Below are 25,913 nucleotides of genomic sequence, written 5' to 3'. Positions count from 1 at the left end.
GGTGCTGATACTCGACAGGCCAAAGAGTCCGAGACGAATGGCGCACCTACGACGATCACTTCTCGAACCATGACTGTCAGTAATCAAGAAAACACGGCAATTTTTGATGGAGCCGTGGTGTTGACCAGAGGGCGACTGGTGGTGCATTCCGATCACATGGTGGTGTCGTTTCACCCCAGCCGTAACGGGGCTGACAACAAGAATGCCGGAAGTACGACGAGTGCGAAGGTGCCGTCCAATGCGGGCGCGAATGGCCATGGCCAAAAGGATCGTGACACGGCCCCCGCGGTATCTGAGCGCAGTATTCGAATGGTTGAGGCAACCGGGCGGGTCAACATTGAAAAAGAAGATGGCCACGCTACCTGTCAAAAAGCGGTGTACTACGAAGATCAAAAGAAGATAGTCCTCACAGGTGATCCCGTGGCTTGGCAAAAGGGAACCCGTGTCTCGGGCAAGCAGATCATCATGTTCCTGGATGAAGATCGCAGCGTCGTCGAAGGCGATTCCCGGGTGATCATCGAGGGTGAAGGCGGTGGGAAGCGGTGATCGAAACGAAGGTGGTGACTCCACACGCGCAGGAGACTGGCTCTCCGTCTCCCGGGGCGCCGGATCGACTTGCTGCCAGCGGCTTAGTGAAGAGTTTTCGCGGACGAAAGGTCGTCAAAGGGGTTTCGCTCGATGTGCAGGCCGGCGAAGTCGTTGGTCTATTGGGACCGAACGGCGCTGGGAAGACCACGATCTTCGATATGATGGTAGGCCTGTGTCAGCCGGATGAGGGACAAATCTCATTAAGCGGCAGCGAAATCACCGACCTGCCGATGTACCGACGGGCCCGGCGGGGAATCGGCTACCTCCCCCAAGAATCGTCGGTGTTTCGTCGACTGTCGGTGGAACACAATATCCTTGCGATTCTCGAAATGCTGGGATATTCGAGAAGTGAGCGGACGGAACGGGTCGAGACGTTGCTGAAAGAACTGGATCTGGTGCATATTCGAAAAAGCAAGGCCTATGCGCTATCTGGGGGGGAACGTCGACGTCTCGAGATCACCAGGGCGTTGGCAACCAATCCATTGTTTATGTTGTTGGATGAACCCTTTGCCGGTATCGATCCTATTGCGGTGGCCGATATTCAGCAAATCATTATCCGGTTGAAGCAACGCCATATCGGGGTGTTGATTACGGATCATAATGTGAGGGAAACCTTGTCGATCACCGATCGTGCCTACATCATCAATGAGGGCACGATTCTGGAGGCCGGCCCTCCCGGGGTGATCGAGAAAAGCGAGATGGCCAGAGCCGTGTATTTGGGCGAAGGATTTCGCCTGTAGCAGGCAGGGAGCGAGTGTGTGATGAAGCTGCGACTGGATCTGAGGCTCAGTCAAAAACTGATTATGACGCCGCAATTGCAGCAGGCAATCAAGTTGCTGCAATTGTCGCGATTGGAACTTCAGCAAAGCCTGCAGCAGCATCTGATGGAAAATCCTTTGCTGGACGAACTCGTCGCAGAGACTGAAGAAGCCGAGGAGGCGACGACGACGGAGCGTGAACAGCCGGACACGACGACCACGCTCTCCGGAGAGGCACGCAGCGAAGCGGATGACAAGCCGGCAGAAAGTGGTGAGAACGCGGAAGAGTTTTCAGCGTCGAGCTGGGAGGATTATTTCGACACGGATATGCGCCGTGGTGAAACAGAGTATAACTCCTCGTCCAAAGAAGAGTTTCCCTCGTATGAGCAAACTGTCGCAAAGTCGACCTCACTGGAGGATCATCTTGTCTGGCAATTATCCCTGTCGGGTCTGTCCGATCGGGAGAAAGCGATCGGGCGGCTGATTATCGGAAACCTCGACGATGACGGATATCTGCGCATGACGCTGGAAGAACTGGTAACGGGTACCGACTACCCCGTGACTGAAGCGGAATCGGTGTTGCGAGACGTGCAGGGATTTGATCCGAACGGGGTTGCGGCAAGGGACTTATCGGAGTGTCTGCTGCTCCAATTGAAGTTTTTAGGTCGAAGCCAAATAGGCTCACTTGGCGCCAGACCCGGCGTCCTGAAAGGGTCGGTGCTGGAAGCGATCGTGCTGCACCACCTCAAGGATTTGGAGAAGAAACAATACAACCGCATCGCCAAAGCGTTGAACATCTCGATGGACGATGTCTTCGAAGCGACTCGGATTATCGAAGGCCTTGAACCGAAACCGGGGCGTCCCTTTTCCAATACGCAGAACTATGCCATTGTGCCGGATGTGTTCGTCGTCAAGAACGAAGGGGTGTGGGAGGTGTTGCTCAATGACGACGGCCTCCCTCGGATGCGGATTAGTCCCTATTATAAGCAACTGATGTCTTCAGGACAGTCCGGATCGGCGGAGACCAAGGCATATCTAGATGACAAGCTCCGTGCGGCGCAATGGGTCATCAGGAGCATTGAGCAGCGCAATAAGACGATTGTGAAAGTTGTGTCCAGTATCGTGAAATTTCAGGAAGGATTTTTTGAACACGGGATTCAGTATCTGAAGCCACTGGTGTTGAAACAGGTGGCCGAAGACATCGGTATGCATGAATCGACGATTAGTCGGGTCACGGCGAATAAATATATGTATTGCCCGCAGGGCATGCTGGAGCTGAAGTTCTTTTTCAATGCCGGGTTGCAGCGGGCAGATCAGCCGACGGACATGCTGTCGTCGCTTACGGTTCGGGAAATGATTCGGCAGATGGTGGCGGCAGAGGATGCCCGCAAGCCTCTCAAGGATGAAGAAATTGCGGCGAAACTTCGCACGCAACAAGTCTTGATCGCCCGTCGGACGGTTGCCAAGTATCGCGCGGAAGACAATATTCCCTCGGCTACACAACGACGGAAATTTTTCTGACCGACTCAACGCCGCTTCTCACGGAGGCGGCTCTGTGAGGGCATAATATTGCGACGGGCTTGAGCACAGGGGAGTGCCGGCGGCCCGAGAAATGAGGATGGCATGCGATTGATGATTACGGGACGGCATGTGGCGGTCACTCCTGCGCTGCGGGACTATATCGAAACACGCATGGAGCGGCTCGATCGCTATGGACTCAAGCTGGGAACGCTGCAGATTCTTTTGAGTCTGGAGAAGTTCCACCATGTCGCAGAAGTGGTGGGAGTTGTGCAGGGGCGGCGGTTACAGGCGAAGACCTCCACGGAAGAAATGTATGCGTCGATCGACGAGGTGGTTGATAAGCTGGGCGCCCAGCTGCGAAAGCTGAAAGAGCGGAAGGTGAATCACAAAGTTGGCGATGTCGCCCGTGTGCGTGCCGTGGCGAAAAAGGCTCCGCGAGCGGAGAATAACGGGCTTGAAGTCGTCCGCCCGAAACTCGAGTTCCTCACGCTCGAGGAGGCGGTTGAAACGTTCAGCGGGTCGAAACTGGGTCTGTTGATGTTTGTGAACGCGTTGTCGGGAACAATCCAGGTGTTGCAGCGCTTGCCGAACGGAAGATTATCCTTGATCGATCCCGCGAGCGATCGTGCTCGCACCTCTCATGGCCGCGCTTAATCTCGTCGTCATCAGCGGCCTTTCCGGATCCGGAAAGAGCCACGCCCTCAAAGCCTTCGAAGACGCAGGCTACTTTTGCGTCGATAACCTCCCTCCGGCTCTTCTGCCCACGTTCGTCGAATTGTGCAACCAACAGGGTGGTGAGATAAAGAATGTCGCCCTCGGGATCGACATTCGAGAACGGGTCTTCTTCGGCGATTTAGCCAACGTTCTCGGTGAACTCAAGGCGAAGGGACATGTGTTGCAATTGGTGTTTCTCGAAGCGCGAGAGGAAGTGCTGGTTCGCCGGTTTTCGGAGAGCCGTCGCCCGCACCCGTTGCTGCCTCACATGCCTGTGTTGGAAGGGGTGCGGTTTGAACGCGAGCGTTTGAGCGAACTACGAAAGCATGCCGACCGTGTCATCGATACCTCAACACTCACGGTGCATGAGTTGCGTGACTTGCTGATCCGTGAATTTCGGCAGGACACGACCGTCCGCCGTATGACCATTTCTCTCGTGACGTTCGGTTATAAATTCGGCGTGCCCTATGACATCGATCTCCTCTTCGATGTTCGCTTCATTCGTAATCCATTTTTTGTTCCGGAGCTGAAAGCGCTGACTGGTGAAGATGCACGAGTGCAGCAGTATGTATTCGGCGATCCTATGACGGGTCAACTCCTGGAACACCTGGAGAAACTCTTCGGGTTTCTGATCCCACTCTATGAGCGGGACCAACGTAGCTACCTCAGTATCGGCATCGGCTGTACCGGCGGGAGGCATCGGTCCGTGACCATCGCCTTGCGCCTCCAGGCACAATTTGCCGCCCTCGGCTATGACGTGACTGTGACGAACAGGGACCTCCAAAAACCCTAGCCCACAGCGCTGTTTCGTCGTTTTTCACCCTCACATTCCCTCGCAGTCCACTTTCTTGACAGGTGGACTATATCAACTATACTTAATTTCGTGGGCTGGAATTATGCGATGAATAGAGGCGTTTGAGGCCGTCAGTGAAGAAGCTAAACGAAATTCCGAAACGGAAATTGTACAAGACCAATGAGGTCTGCGAGATGTTCGATATCTCGCGCGCGACCCTGTTCCGCTGGGAGCGCGAGGGAGTGATTACCGGACCGCCGCGTGATTGGCGAAACTGGCGCGTGTACACGGCGGAGAATGTCGAACAAATCAAGCATGTGATGAGTGGCGGGCGCAAAGAGGTCGCGTAGAGAGGACATGAGCATGCTGGATTCACTGAAACACTTGGGCGATCTGGAGTTCCTGTCGATGTTTTCCCCGCAGCGCCAATTGCTGGGGCTGGACATCGGTTCAAGCAGCATCAAGCTCGTGCAGATCAAGGAGCAGAGGGGGCACCACATCCTGCAGAAATTCGGCGTGAAGGAACTCGAGCCCGAGGTGATCGTGGATGGTACGGTCATGGATGAAGGGCGTGTCGTCTCGGCCATCAAGGAATTGCTGGCCGAACAAAACGTGAAACTGAAGCAAGTGGCGGTGTCGATTTCCGGTCATGCGGTGATTGTGAAGAAAATCACCCTGCCGCCGATGCCGGATGAGGAATTGGATGCGCAAGTAAGGCTGGCCGCGGAGCAGTACATCCCCTTCGATATCAATGAAGTGAATCTCGATTTTTACGTGTTACCTCCGTCTGAGAATCCGGACGAGCAGAGCGAAATGCAGATCGTGCTGGTTGCGGCAAAAAAAGACAAAATCAACGAATTGACCGAGTTGGTCAAGGCGGCGGGGCTGGTTCCCATCGTGATGGACGTCGATGCCTTTGCGGTGGAAAACATGTACGGCGTGACCTCTCCGACGACTCAGGATGACACCACGATTCTGGTGAACATCGGGGCCAGCGTCATGAACGTGAATATCGTGGGCGGCGGCGTCTCCCTTTTCACCCGTGACATCCCGCTGGGCGGGAATCGGTACTCCGAGGCGGTGCAGCGGGAGATGGGAGTGTCGTTCGAGGAAGCGGAACAACTCAAGAAAAATGATCAGGATGACGATCATACACTTGCTGCCGTGATGGAGAGCGTCAATGCCGAGGTGGCGTCGGAGATTGCACGGACGATTGACTACTTCAAGACCACGTCGTCTGACAACGATATCGCCCGAGTATTGCTGTTCGGCGGGGGAGCCAAAGTGAAGGGGCTGGCTCAACAGCTTCGCGATCGAATGCACGTGGATGTCGAGATCGCGAATCCCTTTAACGAGATCGACACCTCACAGTGCAACGTCGATCCTGATCAGTTGGCGGAGATGGGGCCGCTTGCGGCAGTCGGGGTCGGCCTCGCACTGCGGACGGTGGGGGACCGATGATTAGAATCAACTTACTCGCAACTGGACCCCGGTCCAGAAAAGCCAAGCCGCAGTGGGATGTACGGGCAGAGGCATTGATTGGTGTCGGCGTGCTGCTGATCACCCTGACCGGTTGCTGGTTCTATGCGTCGTCGCTCGATGAAGATATTCAGGCCAAGCAGGCAGAGAAGCAGCTCAAGGATAAGCAGGTGGCGCAGCTGAAGGAGCAGGTCAAGGCGGTTCAGGACTTTGAAGAGAGAAAAAAGCAGCTCGAAGCCAAGAACCGTATCATCGATCAGTTGGAGAAAAGCCGGACAGGGCCCGTCAAGGTGCTGGACCATGTTAGCCAGAGCCTGAATCCCCTTAAAGTCTGGCTGGTACGGCTGAATCTCAAGGGTAACAGCGTCGAGCTTGAGGGGCGTGCCTTGACCAACGATGACGTCGTCGAATTTGTGAATAACCTTCGGCGGACCGATCAGTTCGGCGCCATCAAGTTGATGGAAAGCCGGGCGGGTCTCGATAACAAGATGAATACCTATCAATTCCGTCTCGACCTGGCGATGAAAGGCTAACATGAGTCTGAATGCAATCAGCTTAGACAGCCTCCGCAGCATTCCGACAGGCCAAAAGGTTGCGTTGCTTGGACTGCTGGTGGCGGGTATCCTCGTCGGGTTTTATTTCTACGTCGTCGATCCCAAGACCGTCGAGCTCGAAGCCGTGCAAGGGCAGGTCGCTCAGTTGGATACGGAGATCCAGAACCTGACGCTCAAGGTCAAACACCTGGATGAACTCGTGGCGGCCAATAAACAATTGGAAATCGAATTGGCGGCCAAGAAGGAGCGCCTCCCGCCGGAAGAGGAAGCGGTGATGTTGCTCAAGCAAGTCTCTGATCTGGGGCTTCGGTTGGGCCTTGATGTGAAGTTGTGGAAGCCGGGCACGCAAGCCGAAGATCCGTCCAAGCTGTTCATCCGGATGCCTATCAACGTGGAAGTGGCGGGTGGATACCATACGGCAGCGATATTCTTCGATCGCATCAGCAAGTTGTCCCGCATCGTGACGGTGCAGGATGTGCGAATCGGCGCGGCACGGGTCGATCAAGGTCGAGTCGTAACGCAGACGGTGTTCGACTTGGTTGCGTATGCCGCTCCCCAGGAAAAGAAGGCCACTGCGCCGGCTCCTGCGGCGAAGCCGAAGTGAGGAATGGAGTCCGGCTCATGTCCAACGTAAGGGGTTGCACCGTGAAGACACGAGGATGGTGGAATGACTGGAGACAGCCGGTGCGTATCGGGGCGGCCGTGCTGGCGGTTGTCGGCCTCACGCTTCCGGTCGAATCGAAGTCTCTCCCGCACTTACGGCAGGTCGCATCTATGCGGCCGGCGGATTCCTTGAAAATCATGCCGCTGCCTGAGGGGCAGAAGTCGGCGCCGGTAGTCGATGCTCCCGCTCCACGCGCCGAGGCCACAGTCTCGCAGCCGGGGGACTCGCTGTCGATGGAGTTTTCAGGGACATCCTATGATCCTTCGGGACGTCGTGATCCGTTCCTGCCGATGATCCAACTCGGACAACAGGTGGAGCAAGACGCGAGTCTGCCGCCGCTGCAACGTGTCGGCCTCACGGAATTGAGTTTAATTGGTGTGCTCTGGGGCAATTACGGGTACACGGCCATGGTTCAGACGCCGGACGGCAAGGGCTACAGCATCCGCCGCGGGACGCGAATCGGGCCGAACAACGGCGTGGTTAGTTCAATCACCGAACGAGGCATTATCGTTCAAGAGCGGTTCACGGATGTGTACGGGAACAAACAGGAGCGAGAATATGTGAAGCTCCTGCACCCGAAAGAGGGTACAGAATGAAACAATCACAGGTTGGTGTTCATCCGCTGCTGAGTGTCACCGTGATGGCCGGAATCCTGGGGCTCGCCGGGTACGTGCCGCTCGCGACATCCGCCGAGACGACAGGATTGGCCGGGTTCTCACAGGCTTCCGACCAGCAGATTGCAGGGGCTGCGGAGGTCGTCGGTTCCGATCAGGCGCACACGGGCGTAGCCAGCTCCGCCGCGACCCTGTTGACCAAGGTAGAGGTCAAGCCTGAGGGCGAGCGGCTCTCGCTGGTGTTGACCGGCAACGGGGTGTTTGCGCACACGGTCAAAATGCTCGGGGACCGCCGGATGGTGCTCGATATGCCGCACATGCAGTCGGAGCGGCACCAGTCCCAGTTGGCTGTCGGTCACGCCCTCCTGTCGCGGGTACGATTTGGCTATCACCAGGACAAAGTGCGGTTGGTGCTGGATCTCGCACAGCCTGCCGAGCACAGCGTCGATTCAATTGATGGGCGCCTGATCCTGACGCTTGCGCCGAAGGCATCGGCTGATCAAAAGGCCGCCGACGCGGATATGCCTGTGACGACTGAGCCGGCAGTGGCGTCGCCTTCGATGCCGGCGGCGCATAAGGCATCCAAAGCACTGTTCCGTGTTATGCCGGTGCAGTTGACCTCCGAAGTTGTCCAGAAGGAAGACCGAAAGCCTGAGGGCAATGAGGTTGTGAACGGGTCGTCGCGGTTCGTCGGACGCCGTATCTCGCTCGACTTTCAGCAAGCCGACATCAGCAACGTGCTGCGATTGATTGCAGAGGTCAGCGGCTTCAACATTGTCGTCGGTGAAGGCGTCAAGAGCAAGGTCACCATGAAGTTAGCCAACGTGCCATGGGATCAGGCGCTCGACATGCTCCTGAAGATGAACGCCTTGGGCATGATTCGCCAAGGCAACATCGTGTGGGTTGATACCCTGCAGAATATTGCCAAGCAGCAGGACGAAGAAGCGCGTGCCAAGGACTCCAAGGCCAAGGCTGAGCCGATCGTCACGCGCGTGTTCTATATTCGGAATCTCAACGCAACCGAAGTCCACACCTCGTTGCGGCAGAATCTGAGCCCCCGAGGTACGATGACCGTCAGCGCAGCCAGCAACGCGCTGATCATCAGCGATACGGAATCCAAGTTGGAAGTCCTGCGGCAGTTGTTGGACGGTGTCGACCTGGAAGTCCCCCAAGTGCAGATTGAGGCCCGGATCGTCCAGGCGGATACGACGTACACGCGTTCGCTCGGTGTGCAATGGGGCATTCAGAACGTGAACCAACTTGGCGGCGCCAGCGGAACCTCTGCGTTCAAGACCGGCACCACCGGAGCCTTCGGTGCGCAGGTCTCGGACTTTCTGATCAACCTGCCGGCGAACCCCGGCTTGCCGTCGGTGCCTGGTGCGGGATTCTCGATCGGGAAAACCGACGGGGCCATGTTGGATGTCCGCTTGTCGGCCGGCGAACTCTTGGGGTTGACCAAAGTCATCGCGGCACCCAAGATCACGACGTTGGATAAGCGGGATGCCAAGATCGCGCAGGGTGAATCCATTCCCTTCCAGACGACGTCGCTTCAGGGTACACAGACGACCTTTGTGGACGCCAATCTTGAGTTGAACGTGACGCCCCAGATCACCTCACGCGATCCGAAAGAAATCGGCAAGCAGATCCTCATGAAGGTGCGCGCGACCAGGAATGCAGTCGGCGCCCGGAGCAACCCTGCCGGTCCGAGCATCGATCGTCGTGAAGCGACCACCCAGGTGTTGGTCCGTGACGGGGAGACGATGGTGATCGGTGGAGTCTTTGTGGATACCCAGTCGAACAACGTCGCGGGCATCCCCTATCTGTCGCGAATCCCGGTCTTGGGATGGTTGTTCAAGAACAAGACTGAGAATGTGTCGAAGCAGGAACTCCTGATCTTCCTGACGCCGACGATCGTTCGCACGACAACTTGACAGGTTCTAGCACAGCACGTTAATAATCGCCCCCATTGACGATGGTGCACCGTCTCAGTGGGGGCGATTCCCATTTACGCTGTCTTATCCCCCCTCCTGCGTGGCGCTCCTTCCAGGCAGCTTCTTCCAGTAAACACCCGGACTTGAAATCGTCCATCCGGCTGCTCCCCGTCGGAGAGTTGCCGGATCGTCCCGACGGCTTCCTGTGGGTGTGGCGAGAGTTGACGGGGTGCGATTAGCCCGTCCCTGAGTTCCTGATTGACGATTCATGGCCACAGATAGCACCGATATGTCTCAGCAGACGATCCACGTAGCACTGGGGGCACGCAGCTACGATATCCGTATTCGGCGCGGGCTGCTGAAGGATCTCGGCGCGGAACTCATGCGGCTGGGTCGTAGCGGCAAAGTTGGGGTGGTCACCGATCGTAATCTTGCCGGACATTACCTGAAACCGGTGATGCGCGTGTTACAGGCGTCCGGTTTCACGGTTGTGCCGATCATCTTGCCGCCCGGTGAGCGCACGAAAACCCTGCGCTCCATCGCGAAAGTCATGGACGCATTGGTGGACGCCAGGTTTGAGCGCAGTTCCACGCTGCTGGCCTTAGGAGGCGGCGTGATCGGCGATCTCACAGGATTCGCTGCGGCCATCTACCAACGGGGAATCCCTTTTGTGCAAGTTCCGACGAGTCTCGTTGCGCAAGTGGACTCGAGTGTCGGGGGAAAAACAGGAGTGGATCATCCAAAAGGGAAGAACCTGATCGGTGCGTTCAATCAGCCTCAGGCCGTACTGATTGATCCGGTTACGCTCAAGACCTTGCCTTCGCGTGAATGGATTGCAGGATTGGCGGAAGTCATTAAGTACGGGGTAATCGCCGACCGGTCGTTTTTTGAATATTTGGAACAGCACATCGAGCAGATCTTAGCGCTGGACAATGCCGCGGTCGCACACATTGTGAAACGGTCCTGTGAAATTAAGGCAGAGGTGGTGTCGGAAGACGAGCGTGAAGCTGATCGCCGGCGAATCCTGAATTTCGGGCACACGATCGGCCATGCCTTGGAATCGCTTGGCGGATACAAAGGGCTGATCCACGGCGAGGCGGTCGCGGTTGGAATGGTGTATGAGGCTGATTTGGCGCGACACCTGGGCTACTGCCATGAAGACGTTGTAACTCGTGTGTGCCGATTGGTCGAGGCGGCGGGGTTGCCTGCCCGTCTGCCGGACGTCTCGTTCTCTGCCCTGTGGGAGTCCATGCAGCAGGACAAGAAAGTTTCGGCAGGAACCGTGTATTGCGTGGTTCCGGACACCATCGGAACGGTGCGGGTGGTTGGCTTGGTCAAGGAGGAGACTCGCGCCTGGTTTACGTCCATTCGGCGCCGCGAACCACGAATTCGAGGTGCCGTCACCGACAAACGGCGGGGGCGGTAGGAGCCTCATGGCACCGAAGCGAACCGTAACTCAATTGGAACAGGCGTTGCGTGAAAAGACACGCGAAGTCGATGTCCTGCATCGTATCAGCGAATCGATCAGTAGCACGCTCGATCTGGAGTCCGTCCTCCGGCATATCGTCGATGTAGTGGTGGAAGCGACGAAAGCGGATGCCTGTCTGCTGTATTTGCTGTCCGATAACCGGGACGAGCTGATTCTTCGAGCCTCCAAGAATCCCCATCCGAAGCTCATCGGGCGCATTACGATCGGATTGGGAGAGGGGATCACCGGCTGGGTTGCGCGCGAGAGAACGCGCGTGGTGATTCCGAACAGCGCGAGTGACGATTCGCGGTTCAAGTTTTTTCACAACCTGCCGGAAGACCGCTATCAGGCATTTGTCTCCGTGCCGATCACGACCAAGCAGGAGGTGGTCGGCGTCATCAATGTGCAACACAAACGGTCCCGACGGTACCGCCCCGATGAGCTGGCCCTGCTGTCGACCATCGCGACGCAGGTCGGCGGTGCGATCGAGAACGCTCGACTCTACGATCAGATGACCCGCAAGGCGCTGCAACTCGACACCTTGTCTCAAGTGTCGGAGACCGTCTCATCGAATCGTCTGATGGAAGATGTGTTGCAGCTGATTGTGACGATGACGGCGCAAATGATGGGGTCGAAAATCTGTTCCATCATCCTGTTGGATCAGCCGACCGGTGAACTTCGTATCGCGGCCACACAAAGCTTGAGCGAGCAATACCGGCGCAAGCCCAATGTGAAGATCGGCCAAAGTATCAGCGGGCGCGCGGTTCAGGATCGCCGGCCGATCATCGTTCCGGATGTCACCAAAGAAGGCTCCTACATGTACCCGGACATGGCCGCGAAGGAAGGCCTTTGTTCGCTGCTCTGTGTCCCCATGCTGGTGCGGGAAAAAGCCATCGGGGTCATCAATACGTATACGTCGAAACCCCATACGTTTTCGTCGGAGGATGTGAAGCTCATGCAGGCCATCGCCAATCAAGCGGCGATCTCCATCGAGCACACGACGCTGTTAGAGAAGTCGTTTGAGATGCAAGAGGCATTACAAGTCCGCAAGTTGCTCGACAGGGCCAAGGGGTATCTCATGCGGTCCAAACGCCTGTCTGAAGAGGAGGCGTTCAAGCTGATTCAGCGACAGAGTATGGACCTACGCAAGTCCATGCGGGAGATTGCCGAAGCGATTTTACTGGCGGGTGAAATTGAAGACCGGGCAGACAAGAACCGGGGGTGACAGCGGCCGGTTGATGGCGCTACGGCTTGTTTGAAGGGGGCTGGCCGCCCTTGGTCGGCTGCTTTCCCAGCTGACGTTTGATTTCCTGCAACTCCTTTCGCAGCTCCTCTACTTCTAATTCCTTTTGTTTCATCTGGGCCTTGATCTGTTGCACATCCTCGTGAAGCGGCGGCGCAGTGGCAGGTGTCGCCGTCGGCGCCACGGCAGGAGCCGGTTCAGGCAGAGAAGGTAGTGTGGGCAGTGCAACGGCGGGCGTTTTCGCAAGAGCATCATAGTCAATGACCAGTGTGGTCAGCCCGTCTTCCGCGGCAAAGGGCGGCGCGTAGCTGTCGGGGCGGAGTGCGGATTCCGGCATGAACAGCACCGTTCGATGTCTCAATCCGGTCGGCTCGGGAAGGCGGCGATTCGGCATGTTGATGGTGTCGGGCGACTCTGTGTACTGGCGGAACTGGTGAATCGTCAGGTACAACGATCGCCCATAGACGAATAGCCTTCCGGCGGTGATGCTGTCCTGATTCCGTTGGGGGGAGGCTGTCCCTGCCCCGACCCCGGCGCCGGTTCTGTCCCGCATCACGATGTCTCCTGTCTGCACGATGCGAAAGCCTACTTGCTGGTCCGACGCGGCTTGATTCAATCCATCCGCAATGGCAGGAGCGAAAAGGGCGATATCCTCCTGGGAGAAGACGGCGGTCGCCTGGTTTTGCTGGGCGCTGAAAGATTGAAGCAGGCCCTTTCCCTCGCGGATCTGGACACCTTGCAGGGTCTTGGCAATGAGTTCGGGGGCAAGTCGGACCGGGTGTGAGGCTTGAAATTGGCGTGTCGGGATACGCTCGAGATACACTCCGCCTCTGGCCGATTCCTGGATGGTCACATCACGTTGGGGGCCGGTGGCGCAACCGGTCACGAACAGAGACAGGAAAACGCACAGGGTCAATGCGTAGCGACGGCTCAAGAAAAACATGTTCATCATACACAGGCCTGCATGCGGCGTAGTGTATCACAGGATTCACTCACGAAGAGGCAGAAATGGCTGAAGAGCTGCTTGACAAGATGATGGAAAGGGGCGTATAGACCTCTCCCGTGTGCGGTGAAGGCAGGACAACGACGTCCTGAATTTTCACAGACGCTACAAAGGCAGAGGACAATGACGTCCTTTTGGTCCAACGGTTGGACCGGAAGGGCGTTTTTTTTTGCCTGCAAGCCCATCCGGCCGGTGACAGTCACATCGTTCCGAACCAGGAGGGCGACCAGGATGGAGATACGGGGGCTAAGAAAAATTGCGTTCTGCGTGAGTGTCATGGTGGCCATGGCCATCACCACGTCGGTGGGAGCAGAGGAACAGAGTGCCGGAGAGGCGGCCGGGGCCGGGCGACTCTCGCGGGAAGTGGAAGCGCCACCAGCAGTGATTTGCGGTGGCTGTGTGACGCCCACCTTTGCCGGCGAGGGCAAGGGCAGTATTGTGCCGTACGGTCGTATCGAATTAGACGGGATTTACAGCAACCGGAACACCAACCCGCTCGATCCGGGCCAGTTCAATGGCTATGCGACCGCGGCAGGAAAAAGCAGCAACGCCTCATCGACGTTGAATCCGCGCTACAGCGTATTCGGGTTACGCGCGGATCGAACCGACGGCACCCATTCGTTGACGGGTGTCGTGGAAGCGGACTTCTACAGCCAAACCGACAATGCGGGAAACATCTCCCCTCGCTTGCGGTTGGCGAACGTCAAATATTCTCCCAACAATAGTCGGACCACCATCACGGCTGGTATGGATTGGACGCCGATCATGTCCTCCCATCCGAACCTGATCGATTTCTCCATCATGGGCTACAATGGCAATCTGTGGCAGCGTCTTCCGCAGGTCACCGTGAAACATCAATTCACCGAAAACGTCAACGGCCTGCTGACCGTCATGCGATTCGAGCGCGGACTGTCAGCCATTCAGCCGCAGACGCAACGACGGACTTTCCAAGGGGCCGGCGCAGCGGCGGCAGCACCGGGCAGTTGCGGCAGCAGCGGATTCGCCTGTTCTGAAAATGCCTTCAATGATCCGGTGCAAATGCCCTATGTCGGGACCCGTTTCGCCTATATGGGAACTGGTGACCAGGCGGGCTTCATGGTGGCGCTGAATGCCGCCTTCCGGCATTACCGGTCCGCGCCCACGGCGGGCGGCATTCCTTCCGGTCAGGACATCAATTCCTATCTCGTCGGGGCTGAACTGGCCGTGCCCATTACGAATAGACTGAAATTCACCGGTGAGATCGCCTATGGACAAGCGCTAGGCGTGGAGTTCTTCCGGTTCGGCCAGGAGCGCAACTTGGGCACCGGCAAGGCCATCAGGACCGTGGTCGGATGGGGCGAGTTGGATTACGCGTATGATCGCCAACTCACGCTCATTGCCGGATACGGGTTCGACAATCCATTGAACTCCGACCTGAACGGCACAACCGCCGGTGCAGATACACAATACATACTGAATCACCGCACCTATCTCACAGCCGTCCGTCACATTTGGGGCGACTTGTACGCGTCCCTGGAGTGGAATCACCTCATGACCGAATGGTCCACGAGGGAGCATTTCGCCGGGGACAATTTCATGCTGTCGACTTGGTACAACTTTTAGTCCAGATCTGACGGCGAAAGGAGCTGAATGATGAATCGGAAATCACAGGGCAAAGATACCGTGATCGCGAAGAGCGGTAATGAACACGTTCCCTCACGACGAGACTTCCTGCTGCAGAGTTCCCGTACAGCCGCGGGTATCGGGATCGCGGCAATGTTAGGCAATCTGGGCACCTGGGCCTTGGCGTTGGGGGCAGAGAATGAGCCCATCAAGGTCGGGGTGCTGCACTCGTTAAGTGGCACGATGGCCATCAGTGAAGTGTCGTTGAAGGACGTCGTCTCGATGGCTGTTCAGGAAATCAATGCGAAAGGCGGGGTGTTGGGCCGCCAGTTGAAATTGGTGATCGTGGATCCCGCCTCCAACTGGGATCTGTTTGCGGAGAAAGCCAAACAGTTGCTGGTGCAGGAGAAGGTGGCGGTCGTGTTCGGCTGCTGGACATCGGTCAGCCGGAAATCCGTCTTGCCGGTATTCGAGGAACATAACGGCTTGCTCTTTTATCCCGTGCAATACGAGGGCGAGGAATGTTCGAAGAACGTATTCTACACCGGGGCAGCGGTCAACCAGCAGGCGGTGCCGGCGGTCGAATACCTGATGAGCAAAGAAGGGGGGAGCTACAAGAAGTTCTATCTCCTGGGAACTGACTACGTCTATCCCAAAACGACCAACAAGATCTTGCGCGCCATGTTACTGGCGAAGAAAGTGCCGGCCGCCAATATCATGGAAGAGTACACGCCCTTCCACCATCAAGACTACCAGACAATTGTCGGCAAGATTAAAAAGTTCGCCGCCGGCGGAGGCGCCTGCATTATCAGCACGATTAACGGCGACAGCAACGTGCCGTTCTATAAAGAGTTCGCCAATCAGGGATTGCGCGCCGAAGATGCGCCGATCATGGCGTTTAGCGTGGCGGAAGACGAGTTGCGCGGAATGGACAAGACCGCGCTGGTCGGCCACCTTGCCGCCTGGAACTATTACCAGAGCGTCGACACGCCGCAGAACAAGCAGTTCGTCGCCGATTTCAAGGCGTACTGCAAAAAAAATAATCTCCCGGATGGCGACAAACGCGTCACCGACGATCCGATTGAAGCGGCCTATTTGGGTGTGCATGTCTGGAAACAGGCCGTCGAGAAGGCGGGCACGACGGAAGTGAACGCGGTGCGCAAGGCGGTGTACGGGCAGAAGTTTCTCGCGCCGGGCGGAGAGATCATGATGGATGAGGCCAACCACCACACGCATAAGCCGGTGTTGATCGGCGAGATCATGAAAGACGGCCAGATCAAAGTCGTCTGGCGATCCAAGGGATTGGTCAAGCCGGAGCCATGGAGCGAATACACGAACCCTGACAAGGGCTGTGACTGGGTGAAGCATGAAGGGACCTATAAGAAGGCCTGAGAGTTGGGAAGGACAGAGTGGATGAGAGTCGTCATCGCATGAAGGCAGTGATCGGAATCGGGTTGCTCGCATGGTTCCTGGGCTGGTGTGCGCTGGATGGTGTCGCGGCGGAGGCGCAGCTGAATGCGTCTCCGCCGTCTCAACTGGAGCAGGCGCTCGCGGACTTGTCGAGTGAGGTAGAAACCACGCGAGAGCAGGCGGTTGCTCTTCTCATCGAGCGAGGCGATGCGTCGCTGCTGCCGCGATTGGAAGAATTGCGGGCCAACGCAGACCGCAGCCTGCGTATGGCGATCAAGCCGGTGATCGACACCTGGCGCAATCGCACGAACCTGGCCAGTCCGGATTCTGATACGCGCCGAACGGCCGCTACAGATCTCGGCATGAATGGGCGCCCTGCGGCCATTCCCTGGCTGCAGGCCGCGGCGGCACACGAATCTCATCGTTGGGTTCGTTATGCGATGGAGGAGTCCGCGCTGCTCTTGCAACTGGCCTCCGGCAATCCTGCGCATCAGCAGCAGGCGGCGGCAACGCTGGGGGACATGCGCAGTCAGAACGCCGTGCCGGCGTTACAAGCCTTGGTACAGGCGGGAGATGGCGAGTCCGCGACCGGAGAGCAGAAGGCGGTGGCACAGACCGCCACCGCCGCGATCGAACGGATCGAATCCTGGAATGTCTGGTCCAGCACGATCGAAACCCTGTTTCGCGGCATCAGTCTGAGTTCCATTCTCCTCATCATGTCCCTCGGGCTCGCGATCGTGTTTGGCTTGATGGGTGTCATCAACATGGCGCATGGCGAGTTGATGATGATCGGCGCCTATGCGACCTTCGTCATGCAGGAATGCTTTAAGTTGTATTTCCCTGAGAGCTGGTTCGATTCTTATTATCTGGCCGCCCTTCCCGCTGCGTTCCTTGCCGCAGCCCTGTTTGGGTTGATCCTGGAAGCCACCGTCATTCGCTTTCTGTACGGTCGCCCGCTGGAGACGATGTTGGCCACCTGGGGCGTCAGTCTGATCTTGATTCAAGGCGCGCGCATGTACTTTGGAGATCTCACGGCCATTACCGCGCCGTCGTGGCTGAACGGCGGCACGCAAGTACTGGTGGGTGTGTTCCTGCCCTTCAACCGGTTGTTCATCATCGGACTCTCCATCCTCAGCGTGATCGGAATTTACGCCCTGCTGTTTCGCTCCAGCATCGGATTGCGAGTGCGAGCCGTCACGCAGAATCGCAGCATGAGCGCCTGTTTGGGGATTCCCACGAGAAAAGTGGATGCCTATACCTTCGCCTTCGGCTCCGGCCTGGCCGGCATTGCGGGCTGGGCATTGACGCTGGTGGGCAATGTCGAACCGGGTCTCGGACAGAACTATATCGTGGATTCCTTCATGGTAGTGGTCACAGGCGGGGTCGGCAAACTTGCGGGGACGATCATCGCGTCGCTGGGGATCGGCGGGCTGAACAAGCTGATGGAGCCGAGTCTCGGCGCCGTCTATGGCAAAGTCTTGATCCTTGTGTTGGTGATTCTGTTCCTGCAGCGGAGGCCCTCAGGGTTGTTTGCGGTCAAGGGGCGTCATGCCGAAAGCTAACACGTAGAGGAGGAGTCGAGCAGAGCGCATGGGAGAATCAGTGCCACCACCATCGAGCGCGGAACGACATGAAGGAACCATGTTCTGGGTTGTCGGATTCGTGCTGCTGTTTGTCCTGCCGGTGCTCAATGTCTTGCCGGCGGAGGATTCCTGGCTGCATGTGTCAGACTTCGCGCTCAACCGGTTCGGGAAGTTTTTGGCCTTTGCCATCCTGGCACTGGGGCTTGATTTGATCTGGGGCTATGCAGGCATCCTGAGCCTGGGACAGGGAGTGTTTTTCGGAATCGGCGCCTATTGTATGGGCATGCACCTCATGCTCACGATCGGAAATCAAAGCGTCTATGGCAGCGCGTTGCCGGATTTCATGGTCTGGAATCAGGTGACGGAATTACCGTTCTTCTGGAAACCCTTTTATAGCTTCACTGCCGCCGTCCTGGCGGGCCTCCTGGCACCGGCCTGCTTTGCGCTGATTTTCGGATTTCTCGCCTTTCGCAGCCGCATCCGGGGCGTCTATTTCGCCATCATCACGCAGGCCTTGGCGCTGATGGCCTGGTTGGTCTTCAATCGCAACGAAACGAATCTGGGCGGCACGAACGGGCTGACCGATTTCAAAACCATTCTCGGGTTCCGCCTGTCCTCTCCGGGAACGCAACTCGCGCTCTATGTGATTACGGTGCTCTGCCTCGGCGGAGCCTATGCTCTGTGCCGGTGGATTATTGCCTCGCGAGCCGGCCGGGTTTTGATTGCCATTCGTGATAGCGAGCAGCGTGTGCGGTTCTCGGGCTACTCTCCGGCCACCTATAAACTCTTCGTCTTCGTGGTGTCGGCAGTATTGGCAGGACTGGCCGGCATTCTCTATGTACCGCAAGTCGGCATTATCACCCCGGCGCAGATGGGCGTCTTGCCGTCATTGGAAATGGTGGTGTGGGTGGCGGTGGGAGGGCGTGCCACGCTGGTGGGAGCTATCGTGGGCGCGGTGGGAGTCAACCTGGGCCGCAGTATTCTCACGAACTCTTTTCCCGAGCTGTGGCCATTTTTCCTCGGCGGACTCTTCGTGGTGGTGGTCCTGCTGTTTCCTGACGGGGTGATGGGGATTGCGCGGCAAGTCCGAGGAAAACTCGCGGAGAGGGCCGCCGCGCAGCCCAAGACTCAGGCGGTGGAAGGGCAGCAGGCATGACCGAACACGGCTCCATCATTTATCTGGAAGGTGTCACTGTCGACTATGACGGGTTCAAGGCGTTGAACAATCTGAACTTCATCGTCAATCACCGCGAATTGCGTGTCGTCATCGGGCCGAACGGTGCGGGCAAGACGACTCTCCTCGACGTGATATCCGGCAAGACCAAACCGGCGGCGGGGCGGGTGATCTTCGGCAAGGACAGGGATTTGATGGGGATGCGCGAGTATGAGATTACCCAACTCGGCATCGGCCGGAAATTCCAAGCGCCGTCGATCTACGGGAATTTGAGTGTGTGGGAGAATCTGGACCTCTCATTGAGCCGCCCCAGTAAGGGCGTCTTAGCCACACTGAGGGGCGTATCGACGGCGGCTGAGCGAGAGGAGATCGACCGGACGTTGGAAACCATTGGCTTGACGGCGCAGGTGCACAAGCGTGCGGGGTCTTTGTCGCATGGGCAGAAACAATGGCTAGAAATCGGCATGGTCATTTTGCAGGATCCGGAGTTGTTGCTGGTCGATGAACCGGTCGCCGGCATGACCGACGAGGAAACGGAACAAACCGGGCGCTTGCTCCAATCGCTGGCCGAAAAACATGCCATCATCGTGATCGAACACGACATGGAGTTTGTGCGGCAAATCGCCCGTATCGTGACGGTGCTGCACGAAGGCACTGTGATCTGCGAAGGGACGGTAGAAAAAGTGCAGTCCGACGACCGGGTGAGAGAGATTTATCTGGGGCGCCAGAAAGTGGCGCATGTGTAACAGGATGTTGAAAAGTCCCTCCAGCGTCGTTCTCGGCTCGACAAGATCCTCAACGTACCGCAAGGGTACGTCTCCGGTCTTCTCTTGCCTGCGGCCTCGCCGGAGAGCCTTTTGAACATCCTGAGTGACCACTAAAGGAAGACCATGCTGCGGCTCGAAAACGTCAACGTGTACTATGGCGAAAGCCATATTCTGCGCAACGTGTCCTTTCACATCGAGGCAGGACAAGTGGCATGCGTGATGGGTCGTAACGGCGTCGGCAAATCGACCACGCTCAAGGCCATCATGGGTCTACTGCCGGTGCGTAGCGGGCAGGTGGTCTTTGACGGAACGGATATTACGAAAGCCCCGACCGATCGTCGCGCCAAGCGCGGTCTGGCGTATGTGCCTCAGGGGCGAGAGATTATCTCTCATCTCTCGGTGCGCGAAAACTTGAAGCTGGGATATTGGGCGCGCGGAACGTCGTCCAACGGCATGACCGAAAAAGCGGCGTTCGACGAGGTGTACACCTTGTTCCCCAAGCTCACGCAAATTCTCGAGCGGCCGGGCGGTGTGCTGAGCGGTGGAGAGCAACAACAACTTGCTATTGGCCGGGCGATCCTGTCGAGCCCGAAAGTGCTCTTGCTCGATGAACCGACGGAAGGCATTCAGCCCTCCATTGTCGATCAGATCGAAGACGTGATCATCGGCTTCAAGACAGCTCGGCGATTTGCCATCGTGCTGGTCGAACAGGGGCTGCACTTCGCGGCGCGGCTGGCGGACAGTTATGTGGTGATGGCCAAAGGTTCCGTGATGGCTGCGGGGAAAAAGGAGGACCTGAGCGCGGAAATGGTGAAGCAGCATCTGACGGTATAGCAGGATGCGGAAAAAGTCCGCCAGCGGCGTTCTCGCTTCTCTCAGCGGCTCACCGTACTGCAAGAGTACGATTCGCCGCTTCGCTTGCTGCGGCCTGGCTGGACGGCCTTTTTGCGCATCCTGGGCCGTACTCACCACGTGGAGCCATCAGTCCGCCACTCAGGACGTGTTTCTCGTGAAGATGAACCATTGAACTCATGCGCTCTCCCCGCTACTATTCGCCTCGATGGTCCGATCCCATTGGCGTGACGAGTTGAAAGGTCGATAGCAGCGTGGAGGGAGTGTGGAAACTTGGGGGAGGCAGGACCGGTTATGGTGCCTGCATGGTTCTTGTGTTCAGCTTCCTATGTGCTTGCGCCACCGGGCAGTATCAACCACTTGCTGGAGCCGATAAGGATGAGGTCGAGCAGCTCAAGGAGAATGTCTACCGCGTCGAATATCGTGTCAGCTCGTTTACGTCGCAGGAACAACTAGACGCCTATTTGCGTCGGCGCTGCGCGGAACTGACGTTGCGTGAGGGATACGATTTCTTTCACCTGGCACAACGGGCGGATGTGTTGGCACTCTCGCGTCGAACGTCGATGACGGTGACGATGTATAAGGGCAAGAAGCCGGTCGGTGCGGATGATGTGTACGAGGCGAAAGAGGTTCTGGCAGAGCCTGCACAGTAACTTTCACGGGGTACTCCTCCCTGTCCCACATGCATGTTTTGACGGTGAATGAATGATCACTAACGAGAGTATCGGATGCATCTGACACCACGCGAGCAGGAAAAGCTGTTGATCTATGTGGCGGCGAATTTGGCCAAGGAGCGCAAGAAACGCGGCCTGAAGCTCAACCATCCGGAAGCTGTCGCCTTCATCACGGCCGAGATTCTCGAAGGGATTCGAGATGGGAAGTCTGTATCGGAGCTGATGAGTTATGGTGCGACTTTGCTCGCTCGGAAGGATGTCATGCCGGGAGTGCCTGAAATGATACCGGAACTGCAGGTCGAGGGAACCTTTCCCGATGGAACGAAACTGGTGACCGTCCACGAGCCGATCAGGTAGGTAGCCGGATGAAGCAGGCATCAAAAAGCGCTACAAAAACGTCAGCGTCAAAGCCGAAGTCGACAATGCGCTCATCGAAGACGCCGAAGCTAGCCCCAGTGATCCCCGGCGAAATTATCCCCGGCGAAGGTGACATCATCGCGTTGCACGGCCGGCAGACGATTGACCTCACCGTGTCGAATATCGGTGACCGCCCGATTCAAGTCGGTTCTCATTGCCATTTCTTTGAAGCCAATCGTGCGCTGAAATTCGATCGTGAGCAAAGCTACGGATTTCGTCTTCAGGTGCCGGCGGGAACAGCGCTGCGGTTTGAACCCGGTGAATCCAAACGCGTGACGTTGGTCGCGCTCGGGGGGAATCGAATCGCCTATGGCATCAATGGATTGGTGAACGGCAAACTTGACGATGCGAGTGTGCGAGAGAAGGCGTTCTCAGCCGCTCGTGAACAAGGTTTTATAGGGACAAAGGGTTAGGACCGTAGCCTTTCTAAGAGAAGGGGGCACGGCTGCTCAAAATGGCACTCCAGCAAGGCCGCAGGCGCAGCACAACCGGAAGCGTACCCGCAGCGGTACGTTGAGGATTGTGGCGTGCCGAGAACGAAGCTGGGAGCCATTTTCAGCAGCCGACTACCATGAAGATTCCCAGACGCCAATACAACGACCTGTATGGGCCTACTGCTGGTGATCGCATCCGGTTGGCCGATACGGACCTGCTGGTCGAGATCACTCGCGATCTGACCGTTCCTGGCGAAGAGGCCAAGTTCGGCGGCGGGAAGGTGATTCGAGACGGCATGGGACAATCGCCGGCGGCTACGCGTGCGGAAGGCGGCTTGGACCTCGTCATCACGAATGCGATCATCCTCGACTGGTGGGGCGTGGTGAAGGCGGACATCGGGATCAGGGGCGGCCGCATTGTCGGCATCGGCAAGGCCGGAAATTCCGATCTCATGGACGGCGTCACGAAAGGCCTGGAGATCGGGCCTTGCACCGAGGTGTTATCGGCTGAGGGAAAGATCATCACCGCCGGCGGGATCGATACGCATATCCATTTTATCTGCCCGCAAATCATCACCGAAGCGCTGGCGAACGGACTGACAACGCTGATCGGCGGCGGGACGGGCCCGGTCACCGGGACGAATGCGACGACCTGCACCCCTGGCCCATGGAACATTCATCGTATGCTGGAGGCGGCGGATGGGTTCCCGATCAACTTGGGGTTCCTGGGCAAGGGGAATTCGTCACTGCCTGAAGGTTTGAACGAGCAGGTCGAAGCGGGGGCGATCGGACTGAAGCTGCACGAGGATTGGGGGACGACTCCAGCCGCCATCGATACTTGCCTCAGCGTAGCGGAACGGTATGACATCCAGGTGGCCATTCACACGGACACCATTAATGAAGCCGGGTTTGTGGAAGATACGATCAAGGCCTTCAAGGGCCGGACGATCCATTCATTCCATACGGAAGGCGCCGGCGGCGGACATGCGCCGGACGTCATCAAAGTGTGCGGTGAGCCGAACGTATTGCCGTCGTCGACGAATCCCACCATGCCGTTCACGGTCAATACGATGGATGAGCATCTCGACATGCTCATGGTCTGCCATCACTTGAACCCGCGCGTGCCGGAAGACATCGCCTTCGCCGAGTCGCGTATCCGCCGTGAGACGATTGCGGCCGAGGATATCCTGCACGATATGGGCGCCATCAGCATTATGTCGTCCGATTCGCAGGCCATGGGGCGGGTGGGCGAAGTGATCATCCGCACCTGGCAAACGGCGCACAAGATGAAGCTCCAGCGGGGGCATCTGTCCGAACATGGTGTTGAAGCGTCGGACGGCCTGCATGACAACTGGCGCGCGCGCCGGTATGTGGCGAAGTATACGATCAACCCGGCGATTGCCCATGGGATTGCTCATGACGTCGGCTCGATCGAAGTCGGCAAGCTGGCCGATCTTGTATTATGGAAACCGGCGTTCTTCGGCGTGAAGCCTGAGATCGTCTTGAAAGGCGGGTTTCCCATGTCGGCAGCCATGGGCGATCCGAATGCTTCAATCCCGACACCGCAACCGGTGTTGACGCGGCCGATGTTCGGCAGTTTCGGGCGGGCGCCGTTTAGCACAAGTTTGACCTTTCTCTCGCAACAGGCGATGGAGCGCGACGTGCCGAAACAGTTGGGATTGCAAAAGCGCGTGGCCGCTGTGAAAGGCTGTCGGAGCATCGGGAAGCGTGATCTCAAGTTGAACGACGCGCTGCCGCAGATCGAGGTGGATTCGGAAACCTATGAGGTGCGTGCGGACGGCATCTTGTTGAAATGCGAGCCGGTTGAGGTGTTGCCGATGGCGCAGCGCTACTTCCTCTTCTGACGGCGACTGAAAACGCCGTCCGGCGGCGTTCTCGTCTCGAACGCATCCTCAACGTACCCCGAGGGTACGCCTCCGGTGCATTCGTCGGCTGCGGCCTTGCCGGACAACGTTTTGAGTCTCCTGTTGAAATGTGGGAAGGTCGGGTGAATCTTGTGGTTAATCGGTCTCCAGCTTTGCCTGCGCCTCCGGCCTAGTTGGGAAACCTTTTTGAGCATCCGTGAAGAAGTGGGAAAGGATCCGTGAGTGCCGTGACTCTTTTGCCTCAAGTCGTGCGTTGCTTGCGGCTTGATTGAAGGCCCGCGGTGAGCGTTCCACCGTCATGAAGGGATCAGGTGCCATTCTATGCTGACTACGTTGTCGCTGCTTCACGGGCTCCGGTTTATCGATAGCTTTTTTCCATCCGGCGGGTATGCCTATTCGTCCGGGTTGGAGGCCGCGGTACAGGCTGGAGCAGTACGGAGCGGGGAACAGCTCTCCCACTACGTGGAACAGATGTTTCGGCATGGCGTGGCGAGGCGAGAGGCTGTGGCCGTAGGGATTGCTCATGACGCGTTGCTGCGCAACGACGTCCAAGTGGCGCTGGCTATCGATCATGAGTTACATGCCATGAAACTCGGGCAAGAGTCGCGGGTGGCCAGTCAGCAGATGGGGCGGCAGGTGGTAAAGATTGCGGTGGAACGGCCGGCCGCGCACACGGTCCTGAGAGATTTTTATGCCGCGATGGAAGCAGATCGGACGCCGGGCCATTTCCCTGTGGTGCTGGGATTGACGCTGGCTGATGCCGGATGGGACAGAAGGGAAACCATCGCCGCGTTCTGCTATCAGACGGCCATAGGGTTTGTGTCTGCCGCGCTGAAACTTCTGCCGATAGGCCAACGGGAAGGACAACATCTGCTGGAACGCTGGACGCCGCTGTTCGACGAATGTGCCAAGGAAGCCACAGCGGCCACCACGATGACCGCCTGGTCGCCGGTGCAGGATATTTACGCCATGCGCCACAGCCGTCTGGAGTCGCGGCTCTTTAGGAGCTAAGAGCGGATGGTCTATAGCCTATGATGAAGAGTCTGAATGAAGATGGTCCTCAGGCTCTTCACCATTCGCGATTAGGCATATCCCCTTCGTGAATCTATGCATAGAGAAGACGAACATGTTTGCGGATCCGGTCGCACGACCGACGCGCGGGCGAAGGGTATTCCGATCATCGGGATCGGGGGACCGGTGGGGTCAGGCAAGACGGCGTTGGTCGAGGCGCTCTGTTTGAAGTTGCGCGACCGGTATAGTCTGGCGGTGGTGACCAACGATATTTTCACGAAGGAAGACGCAGAGTTTTTGACCAGACGCGGCGCCTTACCCCAGGACCGGATTCTGGGCGTGGAAACCGGAGGCTGCCCTCACACGGCGATTCGCGAAGACGCGTCTCACAATCAGGCGGCGCTCGACGACTTGCTGAAGCGACATCCGAATGTGGATCTGATGTTCGTGGAAAGCGGGGGCGACAATCTGGCTGCGACCTTCAGCCCTGAATTAGTCGATCGCGTCATTTACGTGATCGACGTCGCGGCCGGCGATAAGATCCCGCGCAAGGGTGGACCGGGGATCACCAGGTCCGATTTGCTGGTGATCAACAAAATCGATCTCGCCCCGCATGTCGGTGCGGACCTGGCCGTGATGGATCGCGACAGCAGGAGAATGCGCGGCAGTCTTCCATTCGTCTTCACTAATCTGCATACGGGCGAAGGGTTGGCTCGTGTCATTGAGTGGATCGAACAGACCCTTCCATTGCACGCCCATCCTCACTGAGGGCC

26 protein-coding genes are annotated in these 25,913 nt (G+C 57.6%); 25 read left to right on the top strand and 1 reads right to left on the bottom strand.

The window, feature by feature from the left end:
• Positions 1-69 precede the first annotated feature (69 nt).
• The 13 genes from JNL86_11030 to JNL86_10970 all read left to right on the top strand — a co-directional run bounded on the left by JNL86_11030 (position 70) and on the right by JNL86_10970 (position 12,309).
• Positions 70-546: a hypothetical protein gene (locus tag JNL86_11030; protein ID MBL8043439.1), complete on the top strand. Its 477-nt coding sequence runs from the start codon at positions 70-72 to the stop codon at positions 544-546.
• Positions 547-560: 14 nt separating this feature from the next.
• Entirely contained in the window at positions 561-1,328 is a 768-nt protein-coding gene (gene lptB / locus JNL86_11025; GenBank protein ID MBL8043438.1) for an LPS export ABC transporter ATP-binding protein, read from the top strand.
• An 18-nt stretch (positions 1,329-1,346) separates the two neighbouring features.
• Positions 1,347-2,867, top strand: coding sequence for an RNA polymerase factor sigma-54 (gene rpoN, locus JNL86_11020; protein ID MBL8043437.1), 1,521 nt, complete (start codon positions 1,347-1,349; stop codon positions 2,865-2,867).
• Positions 2,868-2,969: 102 nt separating this feature from the next.
• Positions 2,970-3,521 (top strand): ribosome-associated translation inhibitor RaiA, encoded by a 552-nt coding sequence (gene raiA / locus JNL86_11015; protein ID MBL8043436.1) that lies wholly within the window; start codon positions 2,970-2,972, stop codon positions 3,519-3,521.
• Positions 3,493-4,374: an RNase adapter RapZ gene (gene rapZ / locus JNL86_11010; GenBank protein MBL8043435.1), complete on the top strand. Its 882-nt coding sequence runs from the start codon at positions 3,493-3,495 to the stop codon at positions 4,372-4,374. Before raiA ends, rapZ begins: the two co-directional genes overlap by 29 nt.
• 134 nt (positions 4,375-4,508) lie before the next feature.
• Positions 4,509-4,724: a MerR family transcriptional regulator gene (locus tag JNL86_11005; GenBank protein ID MBL8043434.1), complete on the top strand. Its 216-nt coding sequence runs from the start codon at positions 4,509-4,511 to the stop codon at positions 4,722-4,724.
• Positions 4,725-4,737: 13 nt separating this feature from the next.
• The gene (gene pilM / locus JNL86_11000; protein ID MBL8043433.1) at positions 4,738-5,835 is read left to right on the top strand and encodes a type IV pilus assembly protein PilM; all 1,098 of its coding nucleotides are present in this window, start codon (positions 4,738-4,740) and stop codon (positions 5,833-5,835) included.
• The gene (locus JNL86_10995; GenBank protein ID MBL8043432.1) at positions 5,832-6,386 is read left to right on the top strand and encodes a PilN domain-containing protein; all 555 of its coding nucleotides are present in this window, start codon (positions 5,832-5,834) and stop codon (positions 6,384-6,386) included. Before pilM ends, JNL86_10995 begins: the two co-directional genes overlap by 4 nt.
• Position 6,387: 1 nt before the next feature.
• Positions 6,388-7,011, top strand: a complete 624-nt coding sequence (gene pilO, locus JNL86_10990; protein MBL8043431.1) for a type 4a pilus biogenesis protein PilO — start codon at positions 6,388-6,390, stop codon at positions 7,009-7,011.
• A 41-nt stretch (positions 7,012-7,052) separates the two neighbouring features.
• Entirely contained in the window at positions 7,053-7,667 is a 615-nt protein-coding gene (locus JNL86_10985) for a pilus assembly protein PilP (GenBank protein ID MBL8043430.1), read from the top strand.
• On the top strand, positions 7,664-9,616 hold the full coding sequence (gene pilQ / locus JNL86_10980; GenBank protein ID MBL8043429.1) for a type IV pilus secretin PilQ: 1,953 nt from the start codon (positions 7,664-7,666) through the stop codon (positions 9,614-9,616). The genes JNL86_10985 and pilQ overlap by 4 nt, the downstream gene beginning before the upstream one ends.
• A gap of 268 nt (positions 9,617-9,884) precedes the next feature.
• Positions 9,885-11,042: a 3-dehydroquinate synthase gene (locus JNL86_10975; protein MBL8043428.1), complete on the top strand. Its 1,158-nt coding sequence runs from the start codon at positions 9,885-9,887 to the stop codon at positions 11,040-11,042.
• A gap of 7 nt (positions 11,043-11,049) precedes the next feature.
• Positions 11,050-12,309, top strand: coding sequence for a GAF and ANTAR domain-containing protein (locus JNL86_10970; protein MBL8043427.1), 1,260 nt, complete (start codon positions 11,050-11,052; stop codon positions 12,307-12,309).
• A 19-nt stretch (positions 12,310-12,328) separates the two neighbouring features.
• Here JNL86_10970 and JNL86_10965 read toward each other — a convergent pair whose 3' ends face one another.
• Positions 12,329-13,279 carry a hypothetical protein gene (locus JNL86_10965; GenBank protein MBL8043426.1) on the bottom strand — a complete coding sequence of 317 codons (951 nt, stop codon included), beginning with the start codon at positions 13,277-13,279 and terminating at the stop codon, positions 12,329-12,331.
• A gap of 282 nt (positions 13,280-13,561) precedes the next feature.
• On the opposite strand from JNL86_10965, the gene JNL86_10960 reads away from it, so the two are divergent.
• The 12 genes from JNL86_10960 to ureG all read left to right on the top strand — a co-directional run bounded on the left by JNL86_10960 (position 13,562) and on the right by ureG (position 25,908).
• A complete protein-coding gene (locus JNL86_10960) occupies positions 13,562-14,932 on the top strand; it encodes a hypothetical protein (GenBank protein MBL8043425.1) in 1,371 nt (456 codons plus the stop codon).
• Between the two features lie 153 nt (positions 14,933-15,085).
• Positions 15,086-16,324 carry an urea ABC transporter substrate-binding protein gene (urtA, locus tag JNL86_10955; GenBank protein MBL8043424.1) on the top strand — a complete coding sequence of 413 codons (1,239 nt, stop codon included), beginning with the start codon at positions 15,086-15,088 and terminating at the stop codon, positions 16,322-16,324.
• A gap of 38 nt (positions 16,325-16,362) precedes the next feature.
• Entirely contained in the window at positions 16,363-17,904 is a 1,542-nt protein-coding gene (gene urtB, locus JNL86_10950) for an urea ABC transporter permease subunit UrtB (protein MBL8043423.1), read from the top strand.
• A gap of 28 nt (positions 17,905-17,932) precedes the next feature.
• On the top strand, positions 17,933-19,081 hold the full coding sequence (gene urtC / locus JNL86_10945) for an urea ABC transporter permease subunit UrtC (GenBank protein MBL8043422.1): 1,149 nt from the start codon (positions 17,933-17,935) through the stop codon (positions 19,079-19,081).
• Positions 19,078-19,845, top strand: a complete 768-nt coding sequence (gene urtD, locus JNL86_10940) for an urea ABC transporter ATP-binding protein UrtD (protein MBL8043421.1) — start codon at positions 19,078-19,080, stop codon at positions 19,843-19,845. Before urtC ends, urtD begins: the two co-directional genes overlap by 4 nt.
• A 144-nt stretch (positions 19,846-19,989) precedes the next feature.
• Positions 19,990-20,700, top strand: coding sequence for an urea ABC transporter ATP-binding subunit UrtE (urtE, locus tag JNL86_10935; protein ID MBL8043420.1), 711 nt, complete (start codon positions 19,990-19,992; stop codon positions 20,698-20,700).
• A gap of 323 nt (positions 20,701-21,023) precedes the next feature.
• Complete coding sequence (locus JNL86_10930) at positions 21,024-21,371, top strand: hypothetical protein (protein MBL8043419.1); 348 nt, start codon at positions 21,024-21,026, stop codon at positions 21,369-21,371.
• A gap of 75 nt (positions 21,372-21,446) precedes the next feature.
• Positions 21,447-21,749 carry an urease subunit gamma gene (locus tag JNL86_10925; protein MBL8043418.1) on the top strand — a complete coding sequence of 101 codons (303 nt, stop codon included), beginning with the start codon at positions 21,447-21,449 and terminating at the stop codon, positions 21,747-21,749.
• 65 nt (positions 21,750-21,814) lie between these two features.
• Positions 21,815-22,222, top strand: coding sequence for an urease subunit beta (locus JNL86_10920; GenBank protein MBL8043417.1), 408 nt, complete (start codon positions 21,815-21,817; stop codon positions 22,220-22,222).
• 158 nt (positions 22,223-22,380) lie between these two features.
• Positions 22,381-24,108 carry an urease subunit alpha gene (locus JNL86_10915; GenBank protein MBL8043416.1) on the top strand — a complete coding sequence of 576 codons (1,728 nt, stop codon included), beginning with the start codon at positions 22,381-22,383 and terminating at the stop codon, positions 24,106-24,108.
• Between the two features lie 342 nt (positions 24,109-24,450).
• Positions 24,451-25,140 carry a hypothetical protein gene (locus JNL86_10910; protein MBL8043415.1) on the top strand — a complete coding sequence of 230 codons (690 nt, stop codon included), beginning with the start codon at positions 24,451-24,453 and terminating at the stop codon, positions 25,138-25,140.
• 96 nt (positions 25,141-25,236) lie between these two features.
• Entirely contained in the window at positions 25,237-25,908 is a 672-nt protein-coding gene (gene ureG, locus JNL86_10905) for an urease accessory protein UreG (protein ID MBL8043414.1), read from the top strand.
• Positions 25,909-25,913 lie beyond the last annotated feature (5 nt).

Origin of the sequence: Nitrospira sp. (assembly GCA_016788885.1) — a bacterium.
In the GTDB taxonomy this organism is placed as follows: Bacteria; Nitrospirota; Nitrospiria; order Nitrospirales; family Nitrospiraceae; genus Nitrospira_A.
The sequence above is the reverse complement of the archived record's forward strand: the minus strand, read 5'-3'. Positions and strand labels throughout refer to the sequence as shown.

What these genes read in the sequence shown, in the direction of transcription:
- urtC (MBL8043422.1), top strand. Translation starts at nt 17,933, where the DNA reads ATGGGAGAATCAGTGCCACCACCATCGAGCGCGGAACGACATGAAGGA.
- pilM (MBL8043433.1), top strand. Translation starts at nt 4,738, where the DNA reads ATGCTGGATTCACTGAAACACTTGGGCGATCTGGAGTTCCTGTCGATG.
- JNL86_10975 (MBL8043428.1), top strand. Translation starts at nt 9,885, where the DNA reads ATGGCCACAGATAGCACCGATATGTCTCAGCAGACGATCCACGTAGCA.
- JNL86_10915 (MBL8043416.1), top strand. Translation starts at nt 22,381, where the DNA reads ATGAAGATTCCCAGACGCCAATACAACGACCTGTATGGGCCTACTGCT.
- JNL86_10910 (MBL8043415.1), top strand. Translation starts at nt 24,451, where the DNA reads ATGCTGACTACGTTGTCGCTGCTTCACGGGCTCCGGTTTATCGATAGC.
- pilQ (MBL8043429.1), top strand. Translation starts at nt 7,664, where the DNA reads ATGAAACAATCACAGGTTGGTGTTCATCCGCTGCTGAGTGTCACCGTG.
- urtE (MBL8043420.1), top strand. Translation starts at nt 19,990, where the DNA reads ATGCTGCGGCTCGAAAACGTCAACGTGTACTATGGCGAAAGCCATATT.
- urtA (MBL8043424.1), top strand. Translation starts at nt 15,086, where the DNA reads ATGTTAGGCAATCTGGGCACCTGGGCCTTGGCGTTGGGGGCAGAGAAT.
- JNL86_10995 (MBL8043432.1), top strand. Translation starts at nt 5,832, where the DNA reads ATGATTAGAATCAACTTACTCGCAACTGGACCCCGGTCCAGAAAAGCC.
- ureG (MBL8043414.1), top strand. Translation starts at nt 25,237, where the DNA reads ATGCATAGAGAAGACGAACATGTTTGCGGATCCGGTCGCACGACCGAC.
- urtD (MBL8043421.1), top strand. Translation starts at nt 19,078, where the DNA reads ATGACCGAACACGGCTCCATCATTTATCTGGAAGGTGTCACTGTCGAC.
- JNL86_10965 (MBL8043426.1), bottom strand. Translation starts at nt 13,279, where the DNA reads ATGATGAACATGTTTTTCTTGAGCCGTCGCTACGCATTGACCCTGTGC.
- raiA (MBL8043436.1), top strand. Translation starts at nt 2,970, where the DNA reads ATGCGATTGATGATTACGGGACGGCATGTGGCGGTCACTCCTGCGCTG.
- JNL86_10920 (MBL8043417.1), top strand. Translation starts at nt 21,815, where the DNA reads ATGCGCTCATCGAAGACGCCGAAGCTAGCCCCAGTGATCCCCGGCGAA.
- JNL86_10960 (MBL8043425.1), top strand. Translation starts at nt 13,562, where the DNA reads ATGGAGATACGGGGGCTAAGAAAAATTGCGTTCTGCGTGAGTGTCATG.
- pilO (MBL8043431.1), top strand. Translation starts at nt 6,388, where the DNA reads ATGAGTCTGAATGCAATCAGCTTAGACAGCCTCCGCAGCATTCCGACA.
- JNL86_11030 (MBL8043439.1), top strand. Translation starts at nt 70, where the DNA reads ATGACTGTCAGTAATCAAGAAAACACGGCAATTTTTGATGGAGCCGTG.
- JNL86_10930 (MBL8043419.1), top strand. Translation starts at nt 21,024, where the DNA reads ATGGTTCTTGTGTTCAGCTTCCTATGTGCTTGCGCCACCGGGCAGTAT.
- JNL86_10970 (MBL8043427.1), top strand. Translation starts at nt 11,050, where the DNA reads ATGGCACCGAAGCGAACCGTAACTCAATTGGAACAGGCGTTGCGTGAA.
- urtB (MBL8043423.1), top strand. Translation starts at nt 16,363, where the DNA reads ATGAAGGCAGTGATCGGAATCGGGTTGCTCGCATGGTTCCTGGGCTGG.
- JNL86_10925 (MBL8043418.1), top strand. Translation starts at nt 21,447, where the DNA reads ATGCATCTGACACCACGCGAGCAGGAAAAGCTGTTGATCTATGTGGCG.